Annotated in this window: 21 protein-coding genes and 1 pseudogene; 14 read left to right on the top strand and 8 right to left on the bottom strand. The window is 67.1% G+C overall.

The features are described from left to right. Positions 1-36: 36 nt before the first annotated feature. From GL279_RS14365 to eutC, 9 genes are all read left to right on the top strand, one after another. Positions 37-1,098: an L-idonate 5-dehydrogenase gene (locus GL279_RS14365; RefSeq protein WP_155065333.1), complete on the top strand. Its 1,062-nt coding sequence runs from the start codon at positions 37-39 to the stop codon at positions 1,096-1,098. Continuing rightward, the gene (gene uxuA / locus GL279_RS14360) at positions 1,095-2,294 is read left to right on the top strand and encodes a mannonate dehydratase (RefSeq protein ID WP_155065332.1); all 1,200 of its coding nucleotides are present in this window, start codon (positions 1,095-1,097) and stop codon (positions 2,292-2,294) included. The genes GL279_RS14365 and uxuA overlap by 4 nt, the downstream gene beginning before the upstream one ends. Beyond that, positions 2,291-3,670 carry a mannitol dehydrogenase family protein gene (locus tag GL279_RS14355; RefSeq protein WP_155065331.1) on the top strand — a complete coding sequence of 460 codons (1,380 nt, stop codon included), beginning with the start codon at positions 2,291-2,293 and terminating at the stop codon, positions 3,668-3,670. Before uxuA ends, GL279_RS14355 begins: the two co-directional genes overlap by 4 nt. Beyond that, entirely contained in the window at positions 3,670-4,767 is a 1,098-nt protein-coding gene (locus tag GL279_RS14350; RefSeq protein ID WP_246175326.1) for a mannitol dehydrogenase family protein, read from the top strand. Before GL279_RS14355 ends, GL279_RS14350 begins: the two co-directional genes overlap by 1 nt. Next, the gene (locus tag GL279_RS14345; protein WP_155065329.1) at positions 4,764-5,774 is read left to right on the top strand and encodes a zinc-binding alcohol dehydrogenase family protein; all 1,011 of its coding nucleotides are present in this window, start codon (positions 4,764-4,766) and stop codon (positions 5,772-5,774) included. The genes GL279_RS14350 and GL279_RS14345 overlap by 4 nt, the downstream gene beginning before the upstream one ends. 30 nt (positions 5,775-5,804) lie before the next feature. Beyond that, positions 5,805-7,358: a UxaA family hydrolase gene (locus GL279_RS14340; RefSeq protein ID WP_155065328.1), complete on the top strand. Its 1,554-nt coding sequence runs from the start codon at positions 5,805-5,807 to the stop codon at positions 7,356-7,358. A gap of 92 nt (positions 7,359-7,450) precedes the next feature. Further along, positions 7,451-8,098: an HAD family hydrolase gene (locus GL279_RS14335; protein WP_155065327.1), complete on the top strand. Its 648-nt coding sequence runs from the start codon at positions 7,451-7,453 to the stop codon at positions 8,096-8,098. Positions 8,099-8,211: 113 nt separating this feature from the next. Next, entirely contained in the window at positions 8,212-9,594 is a 1,383-nt protein-coding gene (locus GL279_RS14330; protein ID WP_155065326.1) for an ethanolamine ammonia-lyase subunit EutB, read from the top strand. Next, entirely contained in the window at positions 9,591-10,376 is a 786-nt protein-coding gene (eutC, locus tag GL279_RS14325; RefSeq protein ID WP_155065325.1) for an ethanolamine ammonia-lyase subunit EutC, read from the top strand. Before GL279_RS14330 ends, eutC begins: the two co-directional genes overlap by 4 nt. Here the strand turns inward: eutC and GL279_RS14320 are convergent. Then, the gene (locus GL279_RS14320) at positions 10,373-10,624 is read right to left on the bottom strand and encodes a hypothetical protein (RefSeq protein WP_155065324.1); all 252 of its coding nucleotides are present in this window, start codon (positions 10,622-10,624) and stop codon (positions 10,373-10,375) included. The two genes, eutC and GL279_RS14320, sit on opposite strands and share 4 nt — an antisense overlap. A 130-nt stretch (positions 10,625-10,754) precedes the next feature. Between GL279_RS14320 and GL279_RS14315 the strand changes: the two genes are divergently transcribed. Both GL279_RS14315 and GL279_RS14310 read left to right on the top strand, forming a co-directional pair. After that, the gene (locus GL279_RS14315) at positions 10,755-11,522 is read left to right on the top strand and encodes a M48 family metalloprotease (RefSeq protein ID WP_246175325.1); all 768 of its coding nucleotides are present in this window, start codon (positions 10,755-10,757) and stop codon (positions 11,520-11,522) included. A 254-nt stretch (positions 11,523-11,776) separates the two neighbouring features. Further along, positions 11,777-12,118, top strand: coding sequence for a hypothetical protein (locus GL279_RS14310; RefSeq protein WP_155065323.1), 342 nt, complete (start codon positions 11,777-11,779; stop codon positions 12,116-12,118). A 67-nt stretch (positions 12,119-12,185) separates the two neighbouring features. Here GL279_RS14310 and ilvN read toward each other — a convergent pair whose 3' ends face one another. The 3 genes from ilvN to GL279_RS14295 all read right to left on the bottom strand — a co-directional run bounded on the left by ilvN (position 12,186) and on the right by GL279_RS14295 (position 15,534). Beyond that, entirely contained in the window at positions 12,186-12,746 is a 561-nt protein-coding gene (gene ilvN, locus GL279_RS14305; protein WP_155065322.1) for an acetolactate synthase small subunit, read from the bottom strand. A 21-nt stretch (positions 12,747-12,767) separates the two neighbouring features. Continuing rightward, positions 12,768-14,525 (bottom strand): acetolactate synthase 3 large subunit, encoded by a 1,758-nt coding sequence (locus GL279_RS14300; RefSeq protein WP_155065321.1) that lies wholly within the window; start codon positions 14,523-14,525, stop codon positions 12,768-12,770. 181 nt (positions 14,526-14,706) lie between these two features. Continuing rightward, positions 14,707-15,534: an arginyltransferase gene (locus GL279_RS14295; RefSeq protein ID WP_155065320.1), complete on the bottom strand. Its 828-nt coding sequence runs from the start codon at positions 15,532-15,534 to the stop codon at positions 14,707-14,709. Positions 15,535-15,771: 237 nt separating this feature from the next. On the opposite strand from GL279_RS14295, the gene GL279_RS14290 reads away from it, so the two are divergent. Further along, positions 15,772-18,591, top strand: a complete 2,820-nt coding sequence (locus GL279_RS14290; RefSeq protein ID WP_155065319.1) for a [protein-PII] uridylyltransferase family protein — start codon at positions 15,772-15,774, stop codon at positions 18,589-18,591. A gap of 821 nt (positions 18,592-19,412) precedes the next feature. Here GL279_RS14290 and GL279_RS14285 read toward each other — a convergent pair. Then, positions 19,413-21,527 (bottom strand): glycosyltransferase, encoded by a 2,115-nt coding sequence (locus tag GL279_RS14285; protein WP_155065318.1) that lies wholly within the window; start codon positions 21,525-21,527, stop codon positions 19,413-19,415. Positions 21,528-21,620: 93 nt separating this feature from the next. Next, positions 21,621-22,790, bottom strand: a complete 1,170-nt coding sequence (gene carA, locus GL279_RS14280) for a glutamine-hydrolyzing carbamoyl-phosphate synthase small subunit (protein WP_155065317.1) — start codon at positions 22,788-22,790, stop codon at positions 21,621-21,623. A gap of 190 nt (positions 22,791-22,980) precedes the next feature. On the opposite strand from carA, the gene GL279_RS14275 reads away from it, so the two are divergent. Beyond that, positions 22,981-23,472: a GatB/YqeY domain-containing protein gene (locus tag GL279_RS14275; RefSeq protein ID WP_155065365.1), complete on the top strand. Its 492-nt coding sequence runs from the start codon at positions 22,981-22,983 to the stop codon at positions 23,470-23,472. A 175-nt stretch (positions 23,473-23,647) separates the two neighbouring features. Here GL279_RS14275 and GL279_RS14270 read toward each other — a convergent pair whose 3' ends face one another. Beyond that, complete coding sequence (locus tag GL279_RS14270; RefSeq protein ID WP_155065316.1) at positions 23,648-24,784, bottom strand: alpha-D-ribose 1-methylphosphonate 5-triphosphate diphosphatase; 1,137 nt, start codon at positions 24,782-24,784, stop codon at positions 23,648-23,650. 178 nt (positions 24,785-24,962) lie between these two features. On the opposite strand from GL279_RS14270, the gene GL279_RS14265 reads away from it, so the two are divergent. Then, complete coding sequence (locus tag GL279_RS14265; protein ID WP_155065315.1) at positions 24,963-25,154, top strand: hypothetical protein; 192 nt, start codon at positions 24,963-24,965, stop codon at positions 25,152-25,154. 21 nt (positions 25,155-25,175) lie between these two features. On the opposite strand, the pseudogene GL279_RS14260 reads toward GL279_RS14265, so the two are convergent. Beyond that, positions 25,176-25,297, bottom strand: a pseudogene (locus GL279_RS14260) (IS5/IS1182 family transposase); the annotation flags it as partial.

Raw genomic sequence — 25,297 nt, 5'->3', positions numbered from 1 at the left:
CATGGGTATTTGAAAAATGGTGAAAGGCATCAGGACATGCGCACGCGGGTGGCGCGTCTATACGGCGCGCGGGACATCAGGATCGAAGAGCAGGAGGTGGCCGCGCCCGGCGAAGGCGAGGTGCTGCTGGCCATGGCTGCGGGCGGGATCTGCGGCTCGGACCTGCATTATTATCAGGATGGCGGCTTTGGCCCGGTGCGGGTGCGCGAGCCGATCATTTCGGGGCATGAGGCCTCGGGGCGGGTGGTTGCGGTCGGGGCGGGCGTTGATCTGGCGCCGGGCACGCTGGTTGCGGTCAGCCCGTCGCAGCCCTGCGGGGCCTGCGAATACTGCCTGAAGGGACTGCCGATCCATTGTCTGGACATGCATTTTATCGGCTCGGCCATGCGGCTGCCGCATGAGCAGGGGATGTTCCGCGACCTGTTCGTGGTGCCTGTGCGGCAGGTCTTTGCCTTTCCCGACGGGGTGGGCGCGGATGAGGCGGCCTGTGCCGAGCCGCTGGCGGTCTGTCTGCATGCGGTGGCGCAGGCGCGCGAGCTGCGTCCCGATCTGGCCGGATTGCGGGTGATGGTGACCGGGGCCGGGCCGATCGGGCTGTTGGTGCTGGCGGCGCTGCGCCATGCCGGGGCGCGCGAGGTGATCGTGACCGATCTGACCGATGCCGCATTGGCGCGGGCGCGGGCGATGGGTGCCGGGCAGGTGATCAATGTCGCCCGCGACGCTGCCGCGCTGGAGCCATTGCAGGCCGACAAGGGCCAGATCGACGTGATTTTTGACTGTTCCGCCGCCGGGCCGGCCCTGCGCACCGCCTTTGCCGCGATCCGGCCGCGTGGGCTGATCGTGCAGGTCGGCGTCACGGGCGACATCACCATTTCCCTGAACGCGCTGGTCGGCAAGGAGATCACATGGCGCGGCTCGCAGCGCTTTCATGGCGAATTCGCCGAGGCCGTGCGCCTGATCGGCAGCCGAGCCATCGACCTGCGCCCGATCATCAGCCACAGCCTGCCGCTGGCCGAGGCCCGGGCCGCATTCGAGCTGGCGGGCGACCGCAGCATCGCCTGCAAGGTGCAGCTGACCTTTGCGGAGGGCGCGGCATGAGGCACACTTGGCGTTGGTTCGGCCCGGTCGACCGGGTGACGTTGCGCGATGCCGTGCAGGCGGGCGTGCAGGGCATCGTCACCGCGCTGCATCACGTTCCGACCGGCGCGGCATGGAGCGTCGAGGCCATCCGCCAGCGTCAGGACGAGGTGCGCGCCGGCGGGCTGGCCTGGGAGGTGGTCGAAAGCATCCCGGTCAGCGAGGCGATCAAGACCCAGACCGGCGACTGGCGCGCGCATGTCGCGAACTGGGCGCTGACGCTGCGGCGGCTGGCGGATTGTGGCATCCGCACGGTCTGTTACAACTTCATGCCGGTGCTGGACTGGACGCGCACCGATCTGCGTTGGGAAACCCGGCAGCAGGCGCGGGCCATGCGCTTTGATCTGCCCGATTTCGTGGCCTTCGACCTGCATGTGTTGCAGCGTCCGGGGGCCGGCGAGGATTACCCCGAGGCGCTGGTCGACGAGGCCGGGCGCCGCTTTGCCGCCATGTCGGACGCGCGCATCGCCGAGCTGGGCCGCAATATCGGCGCCGGTCTGCCCGGCTCGGCCGATGGCTATACGCTGGCGCAGCTGGCCGAATGGCTGCGCAGTTATCAGGGCATCGACGCGGATCGGCTGCGCCGCCATCTGGTCGACTTCCTGACGCAAGTGGTGCCGGTGGCCGAAGCGGTGGGCATCAACCTGTGCGCCCATCCCGACGATCCGCCATGGCCGCTGCTGGGCCTGCCGCGCATTCTGTCCACCGGCGCCGATTACGCCCATGTGCTGGGTCAGGTGGATGTGCGGGCCAATGGCGTGACGCTGTGTTCGGGTTCGCTGGGGGCGCGGGGCGACAATGATCTGCCGCAACTGGCCCGCGCCTTTGCCGAGCGCATCCATTTCGTGCATCTGCGCAATGTCACCCGCGAGACCGCGACCATGCCCTGCTCGTTTTACGAGGACGAGCATCTGGAGGGCGGCACCGACATGGTGGCGCTGATCGCCGCGCTGCTGGCCGAGGAAAAGCGCCGCCGCGCCGAGGGTCGCGCCGATCACCAGATCCCGATGCGCCCCGATCACGGGCAAGAGATTCTGGACGATCTGACGCGCGGTGCGCAGCCGGGCTATCCGGCCATCGGCCGGCTGAAGGGGCTGGCCGAGCTGCGCGGCATCGAGCGCGCGCTGAGCCATCCGCTGCTGGGCGGTGCGGCATGAGGCTGTCGCAGGCGCATTGGCGCCGCTTTGATCGCGCCGCCCTGCAGCCGGGCGTGCTGCATCTGGGCCTTGGTGCGTTTCACCGCGCGCATCAGGCGGTGCTGACGCAGGCCGCCATTGAAGCCGAGCCGGGCCCTTGGGGCATCGTGGCGGTGAACCTGCGTTCGGCGCAGCCGGTGGAGGATCTGGCGGCGCAGGACGGGCTTTATACGGTGGTGACGCGCGGGGCCGCGGGCGATCAGGCGCAGCTGGTCGGGGTGACGCGCGACTGGCTGTGCGCGGCGGCCGATCCGGCGGCGGTGCAGGCGCGGCTGGCCGATCCGGCGATCCGGGTGGTGACGCTGACCGTGACCGAAAAGGCCTATGGGATCGACCCGGCGACGGGCGGGCTCGACCGGACCCACCCTTCGGTCGCGGCCGATCTGGCGCGGCCCGATGCGCCCTTGGGGCCGGTCGGGATTGTCCTGCGGGGGCTGGCCGGGCGACGCGACCGGGGGCTTGCGCCCTTTGCCGTGCTGTGTTGCGACAACCTGCCGGCGAATGGCCGCATGCTGCGCCGGCTGGTCCTGGAGATGGCGGCGGCGCAGGATCCGGCGCTGGCGGACTGGATTGCCCATACTGTGGCCTTTCCCTGCAGCATGGTCGACCGCATCGTGCCCGCCGCCACCGATGACAGCCGCGCCCGCGCCGCCGCGCTGATCGGCGCCGAGGATGTTCTGGCCGTCGAGGCCGAGCCCTTTATCCAATGGGTGATCGAGGATGACTTCCCGCAGGGCCGGCCGGCATGGGACCGGGCCGGCGCGGTCATAGTTGCCGATGTCGAACCCTATGAAAAGATGAAGCTGCGGCTGCTGAACGGCAGCCATACGCTGATCGCGCATCTGGGCATCCTGCACGGGCTCGCACATGTGCGCGACGTGATGGCGGTGCCCGAACTGGCGGCGCAGGTTCACAACCACATGAGCGCTGCCGCCCGGACGCTGGACCCGGTTCCCGGCATCGATCTGTCGGCCTATACTAGGCAGCTGATCGCCCGCTTTGCCAATCCGACGATCGCGCATCGCAACCTGCAGATCGCCATGGATTCGACCCAGAAGCTGCCGCAGCGCATCCTTGCCCCGGCCGTCGAGGCGCTGCCGGACGGGGCGGCGGCCTTTGCCCATGCCACCGGCGTCTGGATCGCGGCGCTGGTGTTGCGCGGGCAGGCCGACGATCCGCGTGCGGATGAGCTGATGGCCGCCTGCGCCGCCATGCCGCCGGACGATCCTTCGGCGCCCTTCCTTGCCCTTCCCGGGCTGTTTCCCGCCGCTCTGGTCGCCAGCCGCGACTGGCGCGACCGGGTCAACGCCACGATCCGCAGCTTTCGAGGCCAATGATGATCCTGCAATTCGGCACCAGCCGTTTTCTGCAAGCCCATGTCGATCTGTTCCTGCACGAGGCCCGCGTCGCGGGGCAGGAGGTGGCGCCGGTCACGGTGATCCAAAGCTCGGGCGCGCCGGAACGCGCCGGGCGGGTGCGGGCCTTTGACGATCCGGCCGGCTATCCGGTGATCATCCGCGGGCTGGAAAAGGGCCAGCCGGTCGAACGCCGCGTACAGGTCACCAGCGTCGCCCGCGGGCTGTCGGTGACCGAAGACTGGCCCGAGATCCTGCGGCTGTTCGCGCATGAGGCGCGCTTTGTCGTCTCGAACACCGGCGATGCCGGCTATGCCACCGATCCCGCCGATGCGGGGCTGGACGCGGCGCAACCCGCCCGCAGCTTTCCGGCGCGGCTGGCGCAGCTGTTGCACGCCCGCTATGTCGGCAATGGCGCGCCGATCACGCTGCTGCCCTGCGAGCTGGTGAACGGCAACGGGCCGGTGCTGCGCGGGCTGGTGCGCGATCATGCCGCTGCCGCCGGCGATGCCGCGCCCGGCTTTCTGGACTGGCTGGACCGCGCCGTGATCTTTGCCAATACGCTGGTCGACCGGATCGTGTCGGAACCCATTGCGCCCGTCGGCGCCGTGGCCGAGCCCTATGCGCTATGGGCGATCGAGAACCAGCCGGGGCTGGAGCTGCCCTGCCGCCACCCGGCGATCGTTCTGGCCGACAGCATCGAGCCGCATGAGCGGCTCAAGCTGCATATCCTGAACCTTGGCCACAGCTATCTGGCGCAGATCTGGCAGGACGAGGCGCGCCCGCCCGGCGAGACCGTGCGTGAGATCCTTGCCGATGCCGGGGTGCGCGGCCGGCTTGAGGCGCTTTATGCGCGCGAGGTGGTCCCCGGCTTTGCCGCGCGCGGGATGCAGGCGCAGGCGCGCGATTATGTCGCCACCACCATGGCGCGGTTCCTGAACCCCTATCTGGACCACCGCATCGTCGATATCGCCGGCAACCACGCGCTGAAGGTGCAGCGCCGGCTGGCGGCATTCATTGACTGGGCTGGCACGCCCGCGCCGGAACTGACGGCGATCATCGAAAGGAACCTGCCATGAGGGCGCTGATCTGCAACGAACCCGGCAGCCTTGCCGTTATCGACCGCCCCGAACCCGTGCCCGCGCCGGGCGAGGTGCTGGTGCGCATCCGCCATGTCGGCATCTGCGGCACCGATTTCCACATCTTTGGCGGCAAGCACCCGTTTCTGGAATATCCGCGCGTCATGGGCCACGAACTGTCCGGCACGGTCGAGTCCGCGCCCCAAGGCAGCGCCCTGCGCAAAGGCGATCCGGTCTATATCGTGCCCTATCTGTCCTGCGGGCAATGTCAGGCCTGCCGCATCGGGCTGACCAATGCCTGCTGCAACATCAAGGTATTGGGCGTGCATGCCGATGGCGGCATGGCCGAACTGCTGGCGGTGCCAGAGCAGAATGTCATTCCCACGGGCGACATTCCCCTGCGCGATGCCGCGATGATCGAGTTCCTTGCCATCGGCGCGCATGGCGTCAAACGCGGCGCGATCACGGCCCGCGACCGGGTGCTGGTCACCGGCTCGGGGCCGATCGGCATGTCGGCGATCATCTTTGCCAAGGCGCGCGGCGCCCATGTCACGGTGATGGACAACCGCGCCGACCGGCTGCAGTTCGCCCGCGACCGGCTGGGCGCCGATGCCGTGCTGGTTGCGGATGACAGCGCCGAGGCCGAGGCGGCGCGGCTGACCGGGGGCGAATTCTTTGACGTGGTGATCGACGCGACTGGTGCCGCAGCCCCCATCGAGCGCGGCTTTGGCTTTCTGGCCCATGGCGCGCGCTATGTGCTGCTGTCGGTGGTGCGTCAGGACATCCGCTTTTCGGATCCCGAATTCCACAAGCGCGAGGCGACGCTGATCGCCAGCCGCAATGCCCAGCCCGATGATTTCGCCGAGGTGGTGGCGCAGATGCGCGCCGGCAAGGTGCCGACGCAGGCGCTGAACACCCATCGCGGCGCCCTCGCCGATGGCGTGCATCTGTTTCAGGACTGGTCGCGCCCCGAGGCGGGCGTGATCAAGGCCATTCTGGACCTGTGAAGGTCGTGTTCGAGAAAGGAGAGCGCCGCCATGTCTGACGCCAAAGCCGCGCCCGCAACCGCCCCCCGCATCATCCGCCTGCGCCCCGAGGATGATGTGATCATCGCCACCCGGCCGATCCCGGCCGGCACCGAACTGGGCGAAGAGGGCGTCATCACCCGCGCCGATATTCCGCCCGGTCACAAGATCGCCACCCGCGCCATCGCGGCGGGCCAGCCGGTGCGGCGCTATAATCAGATCATCGGTCTGGCCTCGCAGGACATCGCGCCGGGCGACCATATCCATGTCCACAACCTCGCCATGACCGATGTCGAGATGGACCATGCCATCGGCGTGGACGCGCAGCCGACCCGGATGGTGACCGAGCCTGCCCGCTTCATGGGCTACCGCCGGCCCGATGGCCGGGCGGCGACACGCAATTACATCGGCATCATCTCGTCGGTGAACTGCTCGGCGCGGGTGGTGCGTGCCATCGCCGACCATTTCCGTCGCGATATCCATCCCGAGGCGCTGGCGGATTACCCGAATGTCGACGGGGTGGTGGCGCTGACCCATGGCATCGGCTGCGCCGTCGACAGCAAAAGCGAATCCATGCGCATCGTGCGCCGCACCATGTCGGGCTTTGCCGTGCATCCGAATTTCTCGGCGGTGCTGTTCATCGGTCTGGGCTGCGAGACCAACCAGATCGGCGAGATCATGCTGTCGCGCGGTCTGGCCGAGGGCAAGACGCTGGCCGCCTTTACCATTCAGGATCAGGGCGGCACGCAAAAGACCATCCGGCACGGCATCGAGCAGATCAAGGCGATGCTGCCGCAGGCCAATGCCGTCACACGCCAGCCGATCCCGGTTTCCGAGCTGGTCGTCGGGCTGCAATGCGGCGGCTCGGACGGCTATTCCGGCATCACTGCCAATCCGGCGCTGGGCCATGCCGTCGATATCCTCGTCAGCCATGGCGGCACCGCGATCCTGTCGGAAACCCCCGAAATCTATGGCGCCGAGCACCTGCTGACGCGCCGGGCCGAGACGCGCGAGGTTGGCGAAAAGCTGATCGCCCGCATCGACTGGTGGAAAGAGCACACCGCCCGCAATGACGCCGAGATGAACAACAACCCTTCGGCCGGCAACAAGGTCGGCGGGCTGACCACCATCCTTGAGAAATCGCTGGGCGCGGTCGCCAAGGCCGGCACCACCAACCTGCGCGGCGTCTATGAATATGCCGAGCCGGTGACCGAACATGGCATGGTGTTCATGGACAGCCCCGGCTACGACCCGGTCTCGGCGACGGGGCAGGTGGCCTCGGGGGCGAACCTGATCTGTTTCACCACCGGGCGCGGCTCGGCCTTTGGTTGCGTGCCGGCACCCTCGCTGAAATTCTCGACCAATTCGGCGACATGGATCCGTCAGGAAGAGGACATGGACCTGAACTGCGGCACCATCATCGAGGGTGGCGCCACGATCGAAAGTCTGGGCGAAGAGATCTTTCGCATGATGATCGACTGCGCCTCGGGGGTGAAATCGAAAAGCGAGCTGCATGGCTATGGCCAGGACGAATTCGTGCCATGGCAGATCGGCGTGGTGACCTGAGACCCTAGGCATAAAGACCGGCTTTGTCCCGGCAATGCTTGTGCCGGCCCGCGCGTCTTGGCAGGAAGGCGCGCGGAATTCAGGAGAGCGGCATGAAGGCCATCATTTTCGACTGCGACGGGGTTCTGGTGAATACCGAGATCCTGAGCGCGCGCGCCTATCGCGATGTCTATGCCCGCCACGGGCTGACCATCACCCCCGACATGTTCCTGCGCATGATCGGGCTCAAACAGGCCGATATCCTCAAGCAGCTGCGCGGGATCGAAGGGGGGCTGTTGCCGCCCGAGGGCGACGCCGAGCTGACCGAGATGGTGCTGGGGCTGATCCGCGACGAGGTCGCCGCGACCGAAGGGCTGGTCGATTTCGTGCATGGCTTGCAGGTGCCGTTCTGCGTCGCCTCATCCTCGGACGTGCCGCGCATCCGGCTGTCGCTGGAAACTGCCGAGGTGATAGGCTGGTTCGAGGGGCGGATCTTTTCCTCGACCATGGTGTCGCGCGGCAAGCCGGCGCCGGATCTGTTCCTGCTGGCGGCGCGCCAACTGGGCGTGGCGCCGGGGGATTGCGTGGTCTTTGAGGATTCGGTTGCGGGTATCACCGCCGCGGTCGCGGCCGGCATGACCGGCATCGGCTATACCGGCGGCGGACATCTGCCGCCCGAACAGGCCGAACGGCTGCGCGCCGCCGGGGCGAGCGCGGTGATCGGGCATTGGCGCGAGGCGCCGGGGGTATTTGGGAATTGATGAAAGGGCCGGCGCTGCCCAAGGCTTGGGCGGGCTGGCCGGTTCGGGGCGTTGCGGGCTTGCTTTCGTGACGGCGGGCCGGTTTTCTGGCTGAAACGGCCGGAGAGGTGGTCATGCCGAATTATGTGCATAGCCTTGGCGGGCAGGTCTGGCGCTTTGGCTCGCTGGCCGAGCTGATGGCCAAGGCCAGTCCCGCGCGGTCGGGCGACCGGCTGGCCGGGATCGCGGCGCTGGATGCCGAGGAGCGCGCGGCGGCGCAGATGGCCTTGGCCGATCTGCCGCTGGCGAGTTTTCTGCATGATGCGGTGGTGCCCTATGAGGCCGACGAGGTGACGCGGCTGATCCTTGACGGGCATGATGCGCGCGCGTTCCAGCCAGTGGCGGCGCTGACGGTGGGCGGGTTTCGCGACTGGCTGCTGTCGGATCTGGCCGATGCGACGGCGCTGGCGGCGCTGGCGCCGGGTTTGACGCCCGAGATGGTGGCGGCGGTCAGCAAGATCTGCCGCAATCAGGACCTGATCCTGATCGCGCGCAAGGTCGAGGTGGTGACGCGGTTTCGGGGCAGCATCGGCCAGCGCGGGCGGCTGTCGACGCGGTTGCAGCCCAACCATCCGACCGATGATCCGGCGGGGATTGCCGCCTCGATCCTTGATGGGCTGATGCTGGGCAATGGCGATGCGGTGATCGGGATCAACCCGGCCTCGGACAGTCTGCCGGCGGTCGAGACGCTGCTGCATATGCTTGATGAGGTGATCCGGCGCTATGACATCCCGACGCAGGGCTGCGTGCTGACCCATGTCACCAATTCCATCGCCCTGATCGAACGCGGGGCGCCGGTCGATCTGGTGTTCCAATCCGTCGCCGGAACCGAGGCCGCCAACCGCAGCTTTGGCATCGACCTGGCCCTGCTGCGCGAGGGCCGGGCGGCGGGCCTGTCGCAGGGGCGCGGCACGCTGGGCGACAATGTCATGTATCTGGAAACCGGGCAGGGCTCGGCGCTGTCGGCCAATGCCCATCACGGCGTCGATCAGCAGACGCTGGAGGCGCGGGCCTATGCCGTGGCGCGCATGTGCGAGCCTTTGCTGGTCAACACCGTGGTCGGCTTTATCGGGCCAGAATATCTATATGACGGCAAGCAGATCATCCGCGCCGGGCTGGAGGATCATTTCTGCGGCAAGCTTCTGGGTCTGCCGATGGGCTGCGACATCTGTTACACCAATCATGCCGAGGCGGATCAGAACGACATGGACGATCTGCTGACGCTGCTGGGCGTGGCCGGGATCAATTTCATCATGGGCATTCCGGGATCGGATGACGTGATGCTGAACTATCAGACCACCTCGTTTCATGACGCGCTGTATCTGCGCAAGGTGCTGGGCCTGCGCCCCGCACCCGAGTTCGAGGATTGGCTGCAGCGCAGCGGCATCCTTGTCGGCGCCCGGCTGGCCGAGACACTGCCCCCCGCCTTTCGCCGCGCCATCGCGGGGGCGGTATGAGCGGGCAGGAGGATCGCGGGCCGGTCACACAGATGCCCTGGACCGGGTTGCGGGCCCTGACCCCGGCGCGGATCGCGCTGGGGCGGGCGGGGACCAGCCTGCCGACGGCGCCGCATCTGGCGTTCCAGATGGCCCATGCGCAGGCGCGCAAGGCGGTGCAGCTGGAGTTGCAGGCCGAGGCGCTGGCGGATGGGTTGGGCGCGCTGGGGCTGCAGGTCATGCAATTGCACAGCGCGGCGCCGGATCGGCCCAGCTATCTGCAACGGCCCGATCTGGGGCGGCGGCTGGACGCGGCCTCGCGCGCGGTGCTGCCAGCGGCAGGCGAATGCGAGCTGGCGCTGGTGATCGGCGACGGGCTGTCGGCCACGGCCATCCATGAAAACGCCCTGCCGTTCCTGCGCGTGCTACTGCCGGCGCTGGCGGGCTGGCGCATCGGCCCGGTCGCCGTGGTGCGGCAGGCGCGGGTGGCCATCGGCGACGAGATCGGCGCGGGGCTGGGTGCGGGCAATGTCGTGGTGCTGATCGGCGAGCGGCCGGGGCTGAGCAGCCCTGACAGCATGGGCCTGTATCTGACCCATGCCCCGCGCCCCGGCCTGACCGATGAGGCGCGCAACTGCATCTCGAACGTGCGGCCGCAGGGGCTGAGCCATGCCGAGGCCGCGCACAAGCTGGTGTTCCTGCTGACCGAAGCGCGGCGGCGCGGCCTGTCCGGTGTCGCGCTGAAGGACGAGGCCGAGGCGCTGGCCACCCCGGCGCGGCGCAATTTCCTGCTGGAGGATTAGTTGCGTTCCAGCCGGTAATTGCCCTCGGGTAGGTTCAGCGCGGCGCGCAGCTCTTCGAGCTGTTCGATGGTCAGCACGATCTGCGCCAGCTCGCCCGAGTCAGGGTCGTATTGTTCAATGATGACGCGGTCGTCAAAGGTCTGGATCACGACATCCTCGTTCAACGGCCGCGACCCGATGCTGTTTTCGGGCAGTTCGTCGACAAGGGTGATCACGGTCGCGTCGAAATCATGCTCGATGGTGAACATCGCGGGTCCTTTCTGGCACTCTGCCACAACCTTCGCGTCAAGTTCTGTCGGGGGCAAGCCCGGTCTTGGCAGAGACCGGGCTGCGCGGCTAGAGTGGCGCGAATATGGAATGCATACGGCTGACGGGGCCATGGCAAATCTGGGGGCGCGGATGGTCAAGTCATGGCGGGCGGCAGTGGTTGCGGCGCTGATGTTGTCGGGTTGCGTGGCGCAGCCCGGTCTGCCGCCGGGACAGGCGGTGCCGCCGGTGCCGGTGGCCGCTCCGGCGCCCGATACGCCGGCGGGGGCGCGGGCCTCGGCGCGGACCTTCATCTCGGTCATCAGCCGCATGGAGCCCGCGGTCGAGCGCGAATGCGTGCAGCGCCGCACCCAGCCGATCAATTGCGATTTCCAGTTCGTGGTCGATGACCGTCCGGGGCTGGAGCCGAACGCCTTTCAGACCGTGGATGCCACCGGCCGGCCGATCATCGGCTTTACGCTGGCGCTGATCGGCGAGGCGCGCAATGCCGACGAGCTGGCCTTTGTCGTCGGCCATGAGGCCAGCCACCACATTCTGGGCCATATCAACCGCAAGAGCAGCGCCGCCACGGTGGGCTCGGTGATTCTGGGCGGGCTGGCCAGCGCCTATGGCGGAAATCCCGACGCCATCCAGAACGCCCAGGCCATGGGTGCCCAGTTCGGCGCCCGGTATTATTCAAAGGATTGGGAGCTGGAGGCCGACTATCTGGGCGCCATCATCGCCCTGAACGCCGGCTATGATCCCGAACATGGTGCGCTGTTTTTTGCCCGCATCCCCGATCCGGGTGATAAAATTTTAGGCAGTCACCCGTCGCGGGCCGCACGTATGGCGCAGGTTGCGCGGGCGGTGGCGGACTATCGCGCAGGTCGTGTCCGATAATGCTGCGGATGTGGCAGCTTTGCAGCACTGCAACCCATCTGCCGTAGCATATTGAAGAGAAACAGATTTATCAGACGAATTTCGCCTGAAAGGTAAAATTGGCCGCTCAAGGACAGTTGAAGATCGCTCGCGCTCCCGTGATAGTGGTAAAGTCGCAGAGATTTCGCTTTCGTAAGCGAGAGTTCGCCGATAACTTCGGCTTGAATTTAACTGGTGGCCCGCCGCAATAGGGCAGGATTTTTTGGGGGCATTTGATGATCGGGGTCACTCTCTGGAGCAGCGCAAGCAAGGAAAAGGCCGTGATCTGGTGCGAGGATCATGCGGCGCTGGCTTATCTGCAGGGGCGTGACAATCTGGCCCCCGGAAACGTTTGGCCCGAGGCGGGTGATCTGGTCGAGCTGGAATGCGAAACCATCGAAGTATTGCGCCTTGCCCGCAACGTGTCGCTGGTGTCGGGGATCAAGCGCTCGGAGCTGCCCAGCCTGCTGTCGGAAATGGGGCAGGGTACCAGCGCGGGCCAGCCGGTGCTGCGGGTGATTTCCAACAGCGCCTTTCCGGGCAAATCGCAGGCGCCCGACAAGATCGCCGTGGCCTGAAACGCCGTGGCCTGATCAGGATCGCGCGACCGGGAATCAAAAGGGGGGCTAAGCCCCCTTTTTCGTTTCAGGCGCCGCGCGACAGCGCCGCGACTCCGGTGCGCGCCAGATCGGCCAGACCCAGCGGCCGCATCAGATCGGCAAAGGCGTCCAGCTTTTCCGGGGTGCCGGTCATCTCAAAGACAAAGCTCTCCAACGTCGAATCGACGACATTGGCGCGAAAGATCTCGGCGATACGCAGCGCCTCGACCCGTTTGTCGCCCTTGCCCGCCACCTTGAACAGGCCAAGCTCGCGCTCGACGCTGGGGCCTTCGACGCTGAGATCATGGACCTCGTGCACCGGCACGATCCGACCCAGCTGCGCCTTGATCTGTTCGATCACCGCCGGCGTGCCGCGCGTCACGATGGTGATGCGCGAGCGGTGGCCCAGATGGTCCACCTCGGCCACGGTCAGGCTGTCGATGTTATAACCCCGGCCCGAAAACAGGCCGATGACGCGCGCCAGCACGCCGGGTTCGTTTTCCACCAGAACGGCCAGCGTATGGCTTTCGATGACCTGGGCATTCGGGTCGCGCAGGTCATAGGCCGAATGGCTGGATGCGCCCTTCTCGATGTTCAGTGCCGCCATGTTCTTCTCGCTTTCCGTAAATCAGACCAGAGCCGCGCCGGTGCCGGTGATGGCGCCCTCGGTCGAGGCTTCGCCCAGAAGCATTTCGTTATGCGGCTTGCCCGAGGGGATCATCGGGAAGCAGTTCTCGTGCTTTTCGACCATCACATCCAGGATGAAGGGGCCGTCGTAATCCAGCATCTCCTGAATCGCGGCGTCCAGATCGGCCGGATCGCTGACCACGCGGCCCTTGCAGCCGAAGGCCTCGGCCAGCTTCACGAAATCGGGCAGGCTTTCCGACCAGCTTTGGCTGTAGCGTTCGCCATGCAGCAATTGCTGCCATTGCCGCACCATGCCCAGACGTTCGTTGTTCAGGATGAACTGCTTGACCGGGGCGCGGAACTGCACCGCCGTGCCCATTTCCTGCATGTTCATCAGCCAGCTGGCTTCGCCCGCGACGTTGACCACCAGCGCCTCGGGATGGGCGACCTGCACCCCGATCGAGGCCGGCAGGCCATAGCCCATCGTGCCCAGACCGCCCGAGGTCATCCAGCGGTTCGGATCCTCGAAATGCAGGAACTGCGCCGCCCACATCTGATGTTGGCCGACCTCGGTGGTGATGTAGCGATCCTTGCGATGCGCAGTCAGCGCCTGAAGCCGCTCCAGCGCGTGCTGCGGCTTGATGACCTTGTCCGAGCCGCGATAGGCCAGACAGTTCCGCGAGCGCCATTGTTCGATCTGCACCCACCATTTGCGGACGGGTTCGGCATTGATCTTGCGGCCACGCGATTTCCAGACCTTCAGCAGGTCCTCCAGCACATGGCCGACATCGCCGACGATGGGCAGGTCGACATGGATGACCTTGTTGATCGAGCTGGGGTCAATGTCGATCTGCGCCTTGACCGAGCCCGGGCTGAAATCCGCCACGCGGCCGGTGATGCGGTCGTCGAACCGCGCGCCGACGGCGATCATCAGGTCGCAGTCATGCATCGCCATATTCGCCTCATAGAGGCCATGCATGCCCAGCATGCCGATCCAGCCTTTGCCCGAGGCCGGATAGGCGCCCAGACCCATCAGGGTCGAGGTGACCGGAAAGCCGGTGGCATCGGCCAGTTCGCGCAGAAGCTGGCTGGCCGCAGTGCCCGAGTTGATGACGCCGCCGCCGGTATACAGGATCGGACGTTCGGCCTTTTCCATCAGTTCGACCAGACGGGTGATCTGGCCCAGATCGCCTTTCTTGACCGGCTGATAGCTGGGGGTCGCGATCTGCTTGGGGCCGACATATTCGCCGGTGGCGAATTGCACGTCCTTGGGGATATCGACCAGAACCGGACCCGGACGGCCCGAGGTCGCGACATGGAACGCCTTGTGGATCGTCGCCGCCAGCTCGTCGGTCTCCTTGACCAGCCAGTTGTGCTTGGTGCAGGGCCGGGTGATACCGACGGTATCGGCCTCCTGGAACCCATCGGTGCCGATCAGGAAGGTCGGGACCTGACCCGACAGCACGACCAGCGGGATCGAATCCAGCAGCGCATCGGTCAGCCCGGTGACCGCATTGGTCGCGCCGGGGCCCGAGGTGACCAGAACGACGCCCGGCTTGCCGGTGGAGCGCGCATAACCCTCGGCCATGTGGACCGCGCCCTGTTCGTGGCGGACCAGAATGTGCTTGATGTCGTTCTGCTGGAAAATCTCGTCATAGATGGGAAGTACCGCGCCGCCCGGATAGCCGAATACGGTGTCGACGCCCTGATCGCGCAGAGCTTCGATAACCATCCTTGCACCCGTCATGCTTCGGGACATCCCCATTCTCCATCATTGAACCTTGATGCGACGGTGCCCTCATGGCCTCCTGCCGTCGCGTCGCCGGAACCTATGGGGCAAGCCCGGCAGGGTCAATGGCCATTATCCAAGAAAATGACGCCAAATCCCGATTTCTTGTAATTTTATTGCGAAAACTGCACGATTTCGGCAATTCTGCGTTTCAGCGCGGCTTTTGCGGCAAAGTGATGCGGGCAACCTGCTCGACGATGGGGTCCACGGACAGCGGATGGATGTCCAAACTGTGCTGCGCCGGGTCGCCGATCGGCTGCCAGACGCCGCCCTTGTAGATCTCCAAGGCCGAAAACCGGGCCTTGTAATCCATCTTGCGGCTGCCCGGCACCCAATAGCCCAGATAGACAAAGGGCAGCCCGGCCGAACGCGCCAGCTCGACATGGTCAAGGATGATATGGGTGCCAAGACTCAGCGGTTCCAGCAGCGGGTCGTAGAAGCTGTAGACAAGGCTCAGCCCGTCATCCAGCACATCGGTCAGGCAGACCGCGATCAGCCGGTCGGCCTCGGCGCTGCCCGGTTCGGCCTGCCGGTATTCGATGACGCGGGTGCGGACCGGCGTTTCCTCGATCATGGCGGCGAATTCGAAGATGTCCATGTCGGCCATGCCGCCATCGGCATGACGCTCGTCCAGATAGCGGCGAAACAGCTCGTATTGCTCTTCGGTGGCCCAGGCGCTGGTCGGCAGCCGGCGCAGCCCGGCATTGCGGCGCCAGACCCGGCGCTGCGTCCGCGTCGGCACGAATTCCGACACCCGGATCCGCGCCGACATGCAGGCCACGCAGCTTTCGCAGCTGGGCCGGTAAAGCACGTTCTGCGAGCGGCGAAAGCCCTGCCGTGACAGGGCGTTGTTCAGGTCATTGGCGGCATCGCCTGCCAGCGCGGTGAACAGCTTGCGCTCGGCCCGGCCATGCAGATAGGGGCAGGGCTGCGGTGCTGTCACATAGAATTGCGGCGCATGGGGCAGGCTGTGGCGCATCAGACGCGGCCTTTTCCGGTCTGGCCGGCCCGGGGCCGGCGATGGGGGGGCAATGCACGCATGACGGTGGTGGGCAAGGCTTTACTCGGATATGGGCGCCGGCAGAGCCTAGCAACAGATCTGCCACTCGCCAAGCACGGAAACCCGAAGTTTTTCACCACCGGGACCGCCCGCGCGCCGGGGTGCTGCGCAGCGGCGGGCCATTGACCTTGCTCGGGGCAAGGCTAGGTTCGCGCAATGAGCTTTTCATCCCAGATCACCCGCTTGCCGATTCCCGTCGACGCCGCCCGCGGACAGTCCGCGCTGGCCTTGACCGGGATAGAAGATGCCCCGCTTTGCGACCTGATCCGGGGGGCTGCGGGCTGCAGCCCCTATCTGGCCGGGTTGATCGGGCACGAGGCCGGCTGGCTGGCCGAGCGGCTGACCGCCCCCGGCAGCACCGCTCCCGACCTGACCCTGCGCGAGACCGAGGGCTTCGAGGCGCTGTCGGCCGATGCGCTTGGCCCGGCACTGCGGCGTGCCAAGCGGCGGGTGGCGCTGTGGACGGCGCTTTGCGATCTGGGCGGGGTCTGGACGCTGGAACAGGTCACCGGAGAGCTGACCGCACTGGCCGACCGCGCCACCGATCTGGCGCTGCGCGTCCATGTCCGGCACGAGATCGCGCGTGGCAAGTTGCCGCAGACGGATTCGGACGCCGGTGGGCTGACCGCGCTTGCCATGGGCAAGATGGGCGCGGGCGAGCTGAACTATTCCTCGGACATCGACCTGATCGTGTTCTTCGACGATCAGGCCTATGCGCCCGAGGACCGGCAAGAGGCGCGCGCCAGCCTGATCCGCGCCACGCGCCGGGCCGCAGCCACGCTCTCGGACGTGACCGATCAGGGCTATGTGTTCCGCACCGATCTGCGGCTGCGCCCCGATGCGGCGGTGACGCCGGTCTGCATTTCGGTTTCCGCAGCCCTGGCCTATTACGAGGCCGAGGGGCGCACCTGGGAACGCGGCGCCTATATCAAGGCGCGGCCCTGCGCCGGCAATATCGCCGTGGGCGAGGCCTTCCTGCGCGACCTGACGCCCTTTGTCTGGCGCCGGCATCTGGATTTCGCCACCATTCAGGATGCCGACGACATGCGCCGCCGCATCCGCGAGCACAAAGGCCTGAACGGCCGCATCGAGGTGCCGGGCCACAATATGAAGCTGGGCCGTGGCGGCATCCGCGAGATCGAATTCTTTACCCAGACCCGGCAGCTGATCGCCGGCGGGCGCGATCCCAGCCTGCGCGTGCGCGGCACGGTCGAAGGGCTGGCCCGACTGGCCGAGAAAGGCTGGGTGCCGCCCGAGGTCGCCGATGAGCTGACCGCGCATTACCGCGAGCATCGTGACATCGAGCATCGCATCCAGATGGTCAACGATGCCCAGACCCATGCCGTACCCGCCTCGGCCGAAGGGGTCGCCACCATTGCCGCGCTCAGCGGCACGGGCGATGCGGCCGCCTGGTCGGCACGGCTGGCCGAGCGGCTGGAACGGGTCGAGGCGCTGACCGGCGAGTTCTTTTCGACCAGCGAGCGCGCCGAGCGCCCGCAGCTTTCGCCCGAGGCCGAGGCCATCGTCGGCGGCTGGCGCGCCTATCAGGCGCTGCGCACGGAACGCGCGCGTCAGGTCTTTGCCCGGATCGAGCCCGATCTGCTGGCGCGGCTGACCGCCGCCACCCATGCCGGCGAGGCGCTGGCGCGGTTCGACGCCTTTCTGGCCGGTCTGCCGGCGGGGGTGCAGCTGTTTTCGCTGTTCGAGGCCAATCCGCAGCTGATCGACCTGATCGTGGACATCTGCGGCACGGCGCCGGGTCTTGCCGCGCATCTGGCGCGCCATCCCGAGGTGCTGGACGCGGTGCTGGGCGGCAGCTTCTTTCACGAATGGCCGGGGGCGGCCGCATTGCGTCAGGATCTGGACCGCAAGCTGGCCGAGGAACTGGCCGCGCCCGCCGGCGGCTATGAGCGCGCGCTGGATGCCGCCCGCCGCTGGGCGCATGAATGGCAGTTCCGCACCGGCGTGCATCACCTGCGCGCGCTGATCGGCTCGGAAGAGGCGGGCGGGCAATATGCCGATATCGCCGATGCCGCCGTGGGCGCGCTGTTTCCGCTGGTCGCCGACGAATTCGCCCGCCGGCACGGGCCGGCACCGGGGCGCGGCGCGGTGGTGCTGGGCATGGGCTCGCTGGGGGCGCGGCAGCTGAATGCGGCCTCGGATCTGGACCTGATCGTGATCTATGACGCGGCGGGGGCCGAAAGCTCGGACGGGCCCAAACCCTTGGCGACGCGGCCTTATTACGCGCGACTGACGCAGGCGATGATTACGGCGCTGTCGGCACCGACCTCGGCCGGGCGGCTTTATGAGGTGGACATGCGGCTGCGCCCCTCGGGCCGGCAGGGGCCAGTCGCGACCTCGGTGCAGAGCTTTCGCGACTATCAGATGACCGAGGCCTGGACTTGGGAGCATCTGGCGCTAACCCGCGCCCGGGTCATCGGTGGCTGCGGTGCCGAGATGGCGCAACTGCCCGATGAGGTCGAGGCGCTGCGCGTCGAGGTGCTGCGCGACCGCGGCTGCGATCCGCGCGTCCTGCCCGATCTGGCCGAAATGCGGGCCCGGATCTTTGCCGCTAAGGCCCCCGATGGCGCGTGGGAGGCCAAGATCGGTCATGGCCGGTTGCAGGATATCGAGCTTTTGGCGCAAAGCTTTGCCCTGCGCACGGGCAGCCCGGCGCGGGCGGCGGCGGCGCAGCTGCGCACGGGCGCGCGTGCGGGGTTGATTGATCGTGCCAGCGCCGAGACGCTGGCCACGGCCCGCCGCTTTCTGTGGAGCCTGCAATGCGCTGGCCGGCTGCTGACCGAAAAGCCGCTGGATATGGAGAGCATCGGCAAGGGCGGGCAGGCCTTTTTGCTGCGTGAAACCGGCGCCGACAGCCTTGAGGCGCTGGCAGCCCGTTTGGCCGGCGCCGTAGAGGCAAGCGGCACCGTCATCGAAGCCGCGATCGCCGAAAGACAGGCCGCGCCGATCGGCTGAGGTTTGGCGGGGTGTGAGGTGAGGGTCTACCGATCTGCTACCTGCTACCTGCTACCTGCTACCTGCTACCTGCTACTGGGGGTATCGCGCGCCGGGTCGCAGGACGAGGCTGGCCGTAATCGCCGGACCACAGCCGGCACAGAGATGAGCCCGGTCCAAGCGCAGGGGCACCGAGTTCCGCAATCAGATGGGCAGTTTTTCGACGGGTTGGTCCGCGCAACAAGGCGAGGCGTTTCGCCGGATCGCTGTCCCGTTCAGTCCCTTGGCTGGCCTTGCTGCGCCACGCGGCCGGCGCAACGCCTCGGAAGCAGCCGTCGTAGTCGGCTGGTCCATGTGCGACGTGGAGCAGGAGGCTGACACGTTGCGATCCGGCGGCTGCTTCAATCGCGCGAGGGCGCGCTGATCGATTCGGCGATGCGATGCCGGCGGACGCCGGCTGCTGCGCGGCAGCATGATACACCCGCTCGGCGACAAACGTCTGTGCGCTAGCTCCACACGTGGGGGGATGCATACCCACGGCCTCGCACTGGGCACTGACCCAGCTACTCCTCGCGCACGGGGATGAGTTCCCGCCTAGACCGACCCGATCGGCAATCTGAAAGGCTAGTCCCCTTGCGAGGGGGCGCGGTCTGACATGGCGCTTTCTGAACCCTATCCGCCTAGTCCCCGCGCGCGAGGGGGAGGCGATGCTGGAGCCGGGCCCGCTGGGCCCGCACGAAGCCAGTCCACCGGCGCGAGGGCGAGATGCCGGCGGTCAAGATCAACACAGCGGTGCAACCGGCTAATACAAGCCCGCAAAGGCGCGACCGCGAGGCGCCTCCTCAGCCAATCCGGCCCAAAAGCTGCACCGGCCCGGCGGCGGCCGTGGTTCCGGCGGCGACGGCAAGGGGTTGCGGGGCGCTGACCGACTCTGCGGCAATGGTATGGCCCGGGCGCGCCAGCGGGATCAGCGCGACGTTGGCCTCGGCCGGTTTCGGCTGGTCCTCGCCCGCGTCGAACAGCCCGTGCTGGGTCTTGTCCCAATAGAACGGCTTGGCCACCACCTCATAGATCGCCTTCCAGGCAGCCAGACAGCCCAGCGGGAAATACAGGTGAAGCGTCGGCACGAAGGGCCAGAGATGGCGGTGATCGCGGCCGCGTACCGCCCATGCCGCGATGGTCATGTTCAAAAGCTCCGAGGCCACGAACAGCGAAAACAGCGCCGGGATGGCATAGCCGCCAAGCCAGCCCTCCAGCACCGGGCGCATGGGATGCGGCAGGCCAAGGCTGAGCAGCCAGAAGCTCCACAGAACCGGCGCGAACAGATATTGCGACACCGAAGCCGCCAGCTGCACCTGCAGCGCCAGAAAGCGCCGTGCGCCCAGATCCCGCCACAGCGCGACCGGATCGCGCATATGCACACCCCAGGTCATGGCAAAGCCCTTGAGCCAGCGCGAGCGCTGCTTGACCCACGGGACCAGCCGGCAATTCGCCTCTTCATGGGTGACAGTGTCCAGCATCTCGGTGCGATAGCCGCGGCGGGCTAGGCGCACGCCCAGATCGCAATCCTCGGTCACGTTCCAGGCGTCCCAGGCATCGACCTTGTCCAGAAGGTCGCGTCGAAAGAACAGCGTCGTGCCGCCCAGAGGTACCACCAGATCCAGCGCCGCCGCACCCGCGAGCGTGCCCCGGAACCACGCCGCGTATTCGATGGTGAAGGCGCGGGCGAGCCAGTTGCTGCGCGGGTTGTAGTAATCCAGCACGCCTTGCAGACAGGCCACATCAGGCGCCGCGAAATGAAAGGCGCGGGCGACCTTGTGCAACTGTTCGGGTTCGGGGCGGTCCTCGGCGTCCCAGATGCCGATGATCGATCCACGGCAGAAGTTCAGCGCATAGTTCAGCGCGCGCGGCTTGGTGCGGATCGGGCCGTCCGGCACCCGGATCACCCGCATCCAGCTGGGCAGGCTGGCTGAGGCGAGGGCGGCACAGGTCACCGCGTCGCTGTCCTCGATGACGATCAGCACATCCATCAGCTCGCGCGGGTAGTCGACGCGGGCCAGACGTCCGATCAGCCGGTCGGCGATATCGGCCTCGCCAAACATCGGCACCATGACCGAGATCACCGGCAGCGGCCCTTTCATCTCGGGGCGGGCGACCAGACCATGCGCGACGGCGCGGCCCAGATCGCGTTCCTGCCGGTGCTTGCGCAGCACGGCCTGAAACGACATCAGCTTCAGCACCATCGAGGCCAGCAGCGTCAGCACCGCCCATGCCGTCAGCAGCGACAGGATCAGGATCGGCTGCACCAGTGTCCCCAGCGCGGCCAACGCGCCCAGACCCAGCGCGATGCGGCCAAAGCGGCGCTCGTTGCGGGTGCGGCAGCTTTCGCATGCCGGAACGCGCAGCTCGGCCTGACGGATCAGCGCGGTGCGGCGGTTGCGCAGGATGGCGTCGCGCGCCGCCTGCTCTGAACAAAGCAGCATGCGCACCGTGCCGAAATGCGCCGGCATCTGCGCCTGCAACGCCGCAAAGGCGTCGGGGCGTGCGGTCGCAACAAAGGTCACGCCGCCCACCCGCCGCCACGGCACGATCCCCTCGGAAAGACACAGCCGCGCGCCCAGAGCGTCGATCAGGCGCGGGTCGGGGGGCAGGGCGTCGAGGTCGATCTCGGACGTGCGCCATTGCCGCGACAGGGCGCGAGTCAGCGCGGCCTCTTTCACCCAGCCATGGGCCAGCAGAATCTCGCCCAGCCGGGCCGATTGGCGCTGCCGCATGACAACTGCGCGCAGCAGGTTGCGCGGATCGACCGCGCCATCTTCCAGAAGGATCTGGCCCAGCGGGCGCAGGTCGCGTTCGGCGATCACCGCTGCCTGTGGCGGGGGCGCCGAGGGCAGGACGGGCGCCGGATCGGCCCCGGCCGTGGTCCGAAGAGGTCTTATCAGCACTGTTCCGGCCATGACGCGATTCCCTGCCTTTTCGCCCTCATGCCATGCCGAGGGTTAAGGAGGGGTTAATCGCCCGCGCGGGCAGCGCCGAAAAGCCGCGCCCGTTCAGCGACGGGCGCGCATCGCCTCGGCAAAGCGATCAAAGAGATAGGCGCTGTCCTGCGGGCCGGGGCTGGCCTCGGGGTGGTATTGCACCGAGAACACCGGCCGGTCGCTCATGCGCAGCCCGCAGTTCGAGCCGTCGAACAGGCTGACATGGGTCTCGATCACGCCTTGCGGCAGGGTCTGGGCATCGACGGCGAAACCGTGGTTCATCGAAGTGATCTCGACCTTGCCGGTTTCCACATCCTTGACCGGATGGTTGGCGCCGTGATGGCCGTGGTTCATCTTGATGGTCTTGGCGCCCAGTGCCAGCGCCAGCATCTGGTGGCCAAGGCAGATGCCGAAAATCGGCAGATCCTGTTCCAGCAGCGACCGGATCATCGGCACCGCATAGGCGCCGGTCGCGGCCGGATCCCCGGGGCCGTTCGACAGGAACACGCCTTCGGGGTCATGCGCCAGCACGTCCTCGGCACTGGCGCTGGCCGGCAGCACGATCACCTCGGCACCGCTTTGCGCCAGCGAGCGCAGGATGTTGCGTTTCGCGCCGTAATCGACCGCAACGACGCGGAAGGGTTTCTTTTCCCCGGAGGTGCCGAACTGGCCCGGCCATTCCCACAGCCCCTCGGCCCAGCGATAGCTTTGCCGGGTGGTGACCTCTTTGGCCAGATCCAGACCGACAAGGCCCTTCCAGTCGCGGGCTTTCGCCACCATGGCGGCGATGTCGAAACGCCCCTCGGGATCATGGGCCAGCACCACATGCGGCGAGCCCTGCTGGCGGATCGCGCGGGTCAGGCGGCGGGTGTCGATGCCGCCGATGCCGATGCGGCCGCGCCGCTCCATCCATTCGACCAGATCACTGCTGGCGCGCCAGTTCGAGGGCTCGGTCGGGTCCCATTTCACCACGATGCCCGAGGCGACGGGCTCGGGGGCCTCGTCGTCCTGCTCGGTCACGCCGGTGTTGCCGATATGGGGAAAGGTAAAGGTGACGATCTGGCTGGCATAAGAGGGATCGGTCATGATCTCCTGATAGCCGGTCATCGCGGTGTTGAAGACCAGCTCGGCCACCACCTCGCCACGGGTCCCGAAGCCATGCCCGTAAAAGACGGTGCCATCGGCAAGCGCAAGGCATGCGGTCGGTTTCTGCGCCGTGTGTTGCGCCGGACTCTGGGCCATGATCGTTTCTCCGGGTAAATCGGCGGCAACCTAGGGAAACTGCCCTGCGAGGTCAAGGCGGCGCCGCGCAGGAAAGCCATCGCGCCGGGGGAGGGCAGGGTCTGGCAGGCGGGAACCGGGCCGGGTGCTGCGGGTTGACGCCAGATGCGAAGCCGGGGACAAGGCAGGCCACAGCATGAACGAGGCTCAGATGGATCAGAATGTGGCAACCGGCCAGCCCGGCCTGCGCGAGCGCATCGCCGCAGACACCAAACTCGCCATGAAGGCCAAGGAGACGGCGCGCCTGTCGACGCTGCGGTTGATCTCTGCGGCGATCAAGGATCGCGAGATCGCGGCGCGGGGTGAAGGCGGCGACGAAACCGGTCTTTCGGATGCGGACCTGACCGCGATCCTGTCGCGCATGGTCAAGCAGCGGCAGGAATCGGCCAAGGCCTATGAAGAGGGCGGGCGGCTGGAGCTGGCCGAGCGCGAGCAGGACGAGATCAAGGTGATCCAGTCCTATCTGCCGCGCCAGCTGGACGGTGCCGAAACCGAGGCCGCCATCGCCAAGGCCATCGCCGATCTGGGCGCGGGCTCGATCCGCGACATGGGCCGGGTCATGGCCGAGCTGCGCGCCCGCCATGCCGGGCAGATGGACTTCGGCGCGGTCGGCCCGATGGTCAAGGATCGCCTGATGCAATGACGGCACGGGCTGCGCCGGCGGGGCACTGTCCTGCATCTGCGGCCCGACCGAAAAAGTTGAGGGCGAGGCCAGGCCCCGCCCTCCAGGCTGCCGCAAGCCCCCTCAGATCTGGGCAGCCAATTCATATCGTCGAATTAGCGCGTGATTCGGGATCGAACGTTGATCCAGATCAAACTCAGACGCGATTGCCCGCCACCCAGGTCGCCTTGAGCACCGCGACATCGCCCAGCATGCCAAAGCGCATCAGATCGGCGCGCGCGTCCGGGCGCAGGCTGCCGCGATCGGTCAGACCGGCGGCGCGGGCGGGATTGGCGGTGACGGTGGCGATGGCGCGGGGCAGATCCTGCCAGATCCGTGCCAGAATCAGCGCGCCCGTCAGCAGCCCCGAAGGCACGTAATCCGAGGACAGGATGTCCAGATGCCCCGCGCGCGCGAGCTCGGCCGCCGAGACATTGCCCGAATGCGAGCCGCCCCGGATCAGGTTCGGCGCCCCCATCATCACCATGATGCCGGCGTCATGGCAGGCGCGGGCCGCCTCGGCCGTAGTCGGGAATTCGGCCAGCCGCACGCCATGGCCGGCCGAGGTGGCTACCTGCCCGGCGGTGGTGTCGTCATGGCTTGCCAGCACCGCGCCCAGCCGGTGCGCCACCTCGACCGCCGCCGCCTCATGTGCATCGCCGTAACGCGCCCGCAGCGCCTGCATGCGGGCGACATGCTCGGCGAATTCGGCATCGTCCAGCTTGTATTTGCCCTGCACATATTGCGCGAGCTTGCTCACGTCGCGGAACTGGCGCTGGCCCGGAGTGTGATCCATCAGGCTGATGATGCCGACGTCATCGGCGGGGCCGAATTCGTCCAGCTCGGCGATCAGGGTTTCCGAACAGACTTCGGCGCGCAGATGCAGGCGGTGGGTCAGCTTCAGCACGCCCTGTGCGCGCAGCGCCAGCAGTTCCTGCGCCAGAGGGCGGGCGTATTTCTCATAATCGCTGTCCGGTCCATGCGAGACGACCGAGCCCACCCGCATCGCGTCAAAGACCGTGGTGATGCCGCAGCCCGCCAGTTCCCGGTCATGCGCAAGGATCGCCTGCGCATGCGGCCAGTCGACGCCGGGGCGCGGGCGCATGTGCCGTTCCAGATTGTCGGTGTGCAGCTCGACCATGCCGGGGGCAAGGTAATCGCCCTGCATGTCCAGCGCGCCATCGGGAAAGCTGTCGGGCAGGATCTGGGCGATGCGCCCGTCCTCGATCTCCAGAGCGCCGGAGATGACGGCATCGGGCAGGATCAGGCGGGCATTGGCAAGGATCAGCGGCATGAAATGTCCAGAGTGCAACGCAAGATGGGTGGCGCATGTGCGCTGCAAGGTCAAGCGCGGCCAGATCACGCTTCGGTCTGAGAGCCGCGCGCGACGCTTGCCCAAAGCGCGATGAACGGGCACCATGATGGGACCGTGCCGCAGCCCCGCCCCCTTGGCCCCCGACCCGGAGATCGCGATGAAAAACCCTTGGATGAGCGCCTGGCTCTCGAACGCCAACCGCATGACCAACACCGCCCGCAGCCAATCCATGGCCGAGATGCAGCGCATGCAAAAGCGCATGATGCTGGATTGGCAGAAAGCATGGATGGACGCCTATATGGGCGCGTGGTTCCCGGGCGCGAAACCGCCGGGGAAGAAGAAAGAGTGAGGGCGGCTTTAGATCGCTAGGTCATGTTGACAAATGGCGGAGCCAGAGCCTGATGCAGGCGACGTCTACGAAGCCGAGGAAACTGTCTGCGGTTTTGTCGTAGCGGGTTGCCAGCCGGCGGCTGTTTTTCAGTTTGCTGAAGC

The organism is Paracoccus limosus, from assembly GCF_009711185.1.
Lineage (GTDB): Bacteria > Pseudomonadota > Alphaproteobacteria > Rhodobacterales > Rhodobacteraceae > Paracoccus > Paracoccus limosus.
The sequence above is the reverse complement of the archived record's forward strand: the minus strand, read 5'-3'. Positions and strand labels throughout refer to the sequence as shown.

What these genes read in the sequence shown, in the direction of transcription:
- GL279_RS14365 (WP_155065333.1), top strand. Translation starts at nt 37, where the DNA reads ATGCGCACGCGGGTGGCGCGTCTATACGGCGCGCGGGACATCAGGATC.
- uxuA (WP_155065332.1), top strand. Translation starts at nt 1,095, where the DNA reads ATGAGGCACACTTGGCGTTGGTTCGGCCCGGTCGACCGGGTGACGTTG.
- GL279_RS14355 (WP_155065331.1), top strand. Translation starts at nt 2,291, where the DNA reads ATGAGGCTGTCGCAGGCGCATTGGCGCCGCTTTGATCGCGCCGCCCTG.
- GL279_RS14350 (WP_246175326.1), top strand. Translation starts at nt 3,670, where the DNA reads ATGATCCTGCAATTCGGCACCAGCCGTTTTCTGCAAGCCCATGTCGAT.
- GL279_RS14345 (WP_155065329.1), top strand. Translation starts at nt 4,764, where the DNA reads ATGAGGGCGCTGATCTGCAACGAACCCGGCAGCCTTGCCGTTATCGAC.
- GL279_RS14340 (WP_155065328.1), top strand. Translation starts at nt 5,805, where the DNA reads ATGTCTGACGCCAAAGCCGCGCCCGCAACCGCCCCCCGCATCATCCGC.
- GL279_RS14335 (WP_155065327.1), top strand. Translation starts at nt 7,451, where the DNA reads ATGAAGGCCATCATTTTCGACTGCGACGGGGTTCTGGTGAATACCGAG.
- GL279_RS14330 (WP_155065326.1), top strand. Translation starts at nt 8,212, where the DNA reads ATGCCGAATTATGTGCATAGCCTTGGCGGGCAGGTCTGGCGCTTTGGC.
- eutC (WP_155065325.1), top strand. Translation starts at nt 9,591, where the DNA reads ATGAGCGGGCAGGAGGATCGCGGGCCGGTCACACAGATGCCCTGGACC.
- GL279_RS14320 (WP_155065324.1), bottom strand. Translation starts at nt 10,624, where the DNA reads ATGTTCACCATCGAGCATGATTTCGACGCGACCGTGATCACCCTTGTC.
- GL279_RS14315 (WP_246175325.1), top strand. Translation starts at nt 10,755, where the DNA reads ATGGCAAATCTGGGGGCGCGGATGGTCAAGTCATGGCGGGCGGCAGTG.
- GL279_RS14310 (WP_155065323.1), top strand. Translation starts at nt 11,777, where the DNA reads ATGATCGGGGTCACTCTCTGGAGCAGCGCAAGCAAGGAAAAGGCCGTG.
- ilvN (WP_155065322.1), bottom strand. Translation starts at nt 12,746, where the DNA reads ATGGCGGCACTGAACATCGAGAAGGGCGCATCCAGCCATTCGGCCTAT.
- GL279_RS14300 (WP_155065321.1), bottom strand. Translation starts at nt 14,525, where the DNA reads ATGTCCCGAAGCATGACGGGTGCAAGGATGGTTATCGAAGCTCTGCGC.
- GL279_RS14295 (WP_155065320.1), bottom strand. Translation starts at nt 15,534, where the DNA reads ATGCGCCACAGCCTGCCCCATGCGCCGCAATTCTATGTGACAGCACCG.
- GL279_RS14290 (WP_155065319.1), top strand. Translation starts at nt 15,772, where the DNA reads ATGAGCTTTTCATCCCAGATCACCCGCTTGCCGATTCCCGTCGACGCC.
- GL279_RS14285 (WP_155065318.1), bottom strand. Translation starts at nt 21,527, where the DNA reads ATGGCCGGAACAGTGCTGATAAGACCTCTTCGGACCACGGCCGGGGCC.
- carA (WP_155065317.1), bottom strand. Translation starts at nt 22,790, where the DNA reads ATGGCCCAGAGTCCGGCGCAACACACGGCGCAGAAACCGACCGCATGC.
- GL279_RS14275 (WP_155065365.1), top strand. Translation starts at nt 22,981, where the DNA reads ATGGATCAGAATGTGGCAACCGGCCAGCCCGGCCTGCGCGAGCGCATC.
- GL279_RS14270 (WP_155065316.1), bottom strand. Translation starts at nt 24,784, where the DNA reads ATGCCGCTGATCCTTGCCAATGCCCGCCTGATCCTGCCCGATGCCGTC.
- GL279_RS14265 (WP_155065315.1), top strand. Translation starts at nt 24,963, where the DNA reads ATGAAAAACCCTTGGATGAGCGCCTGGCTCTCGAACGCCAACCGCATG.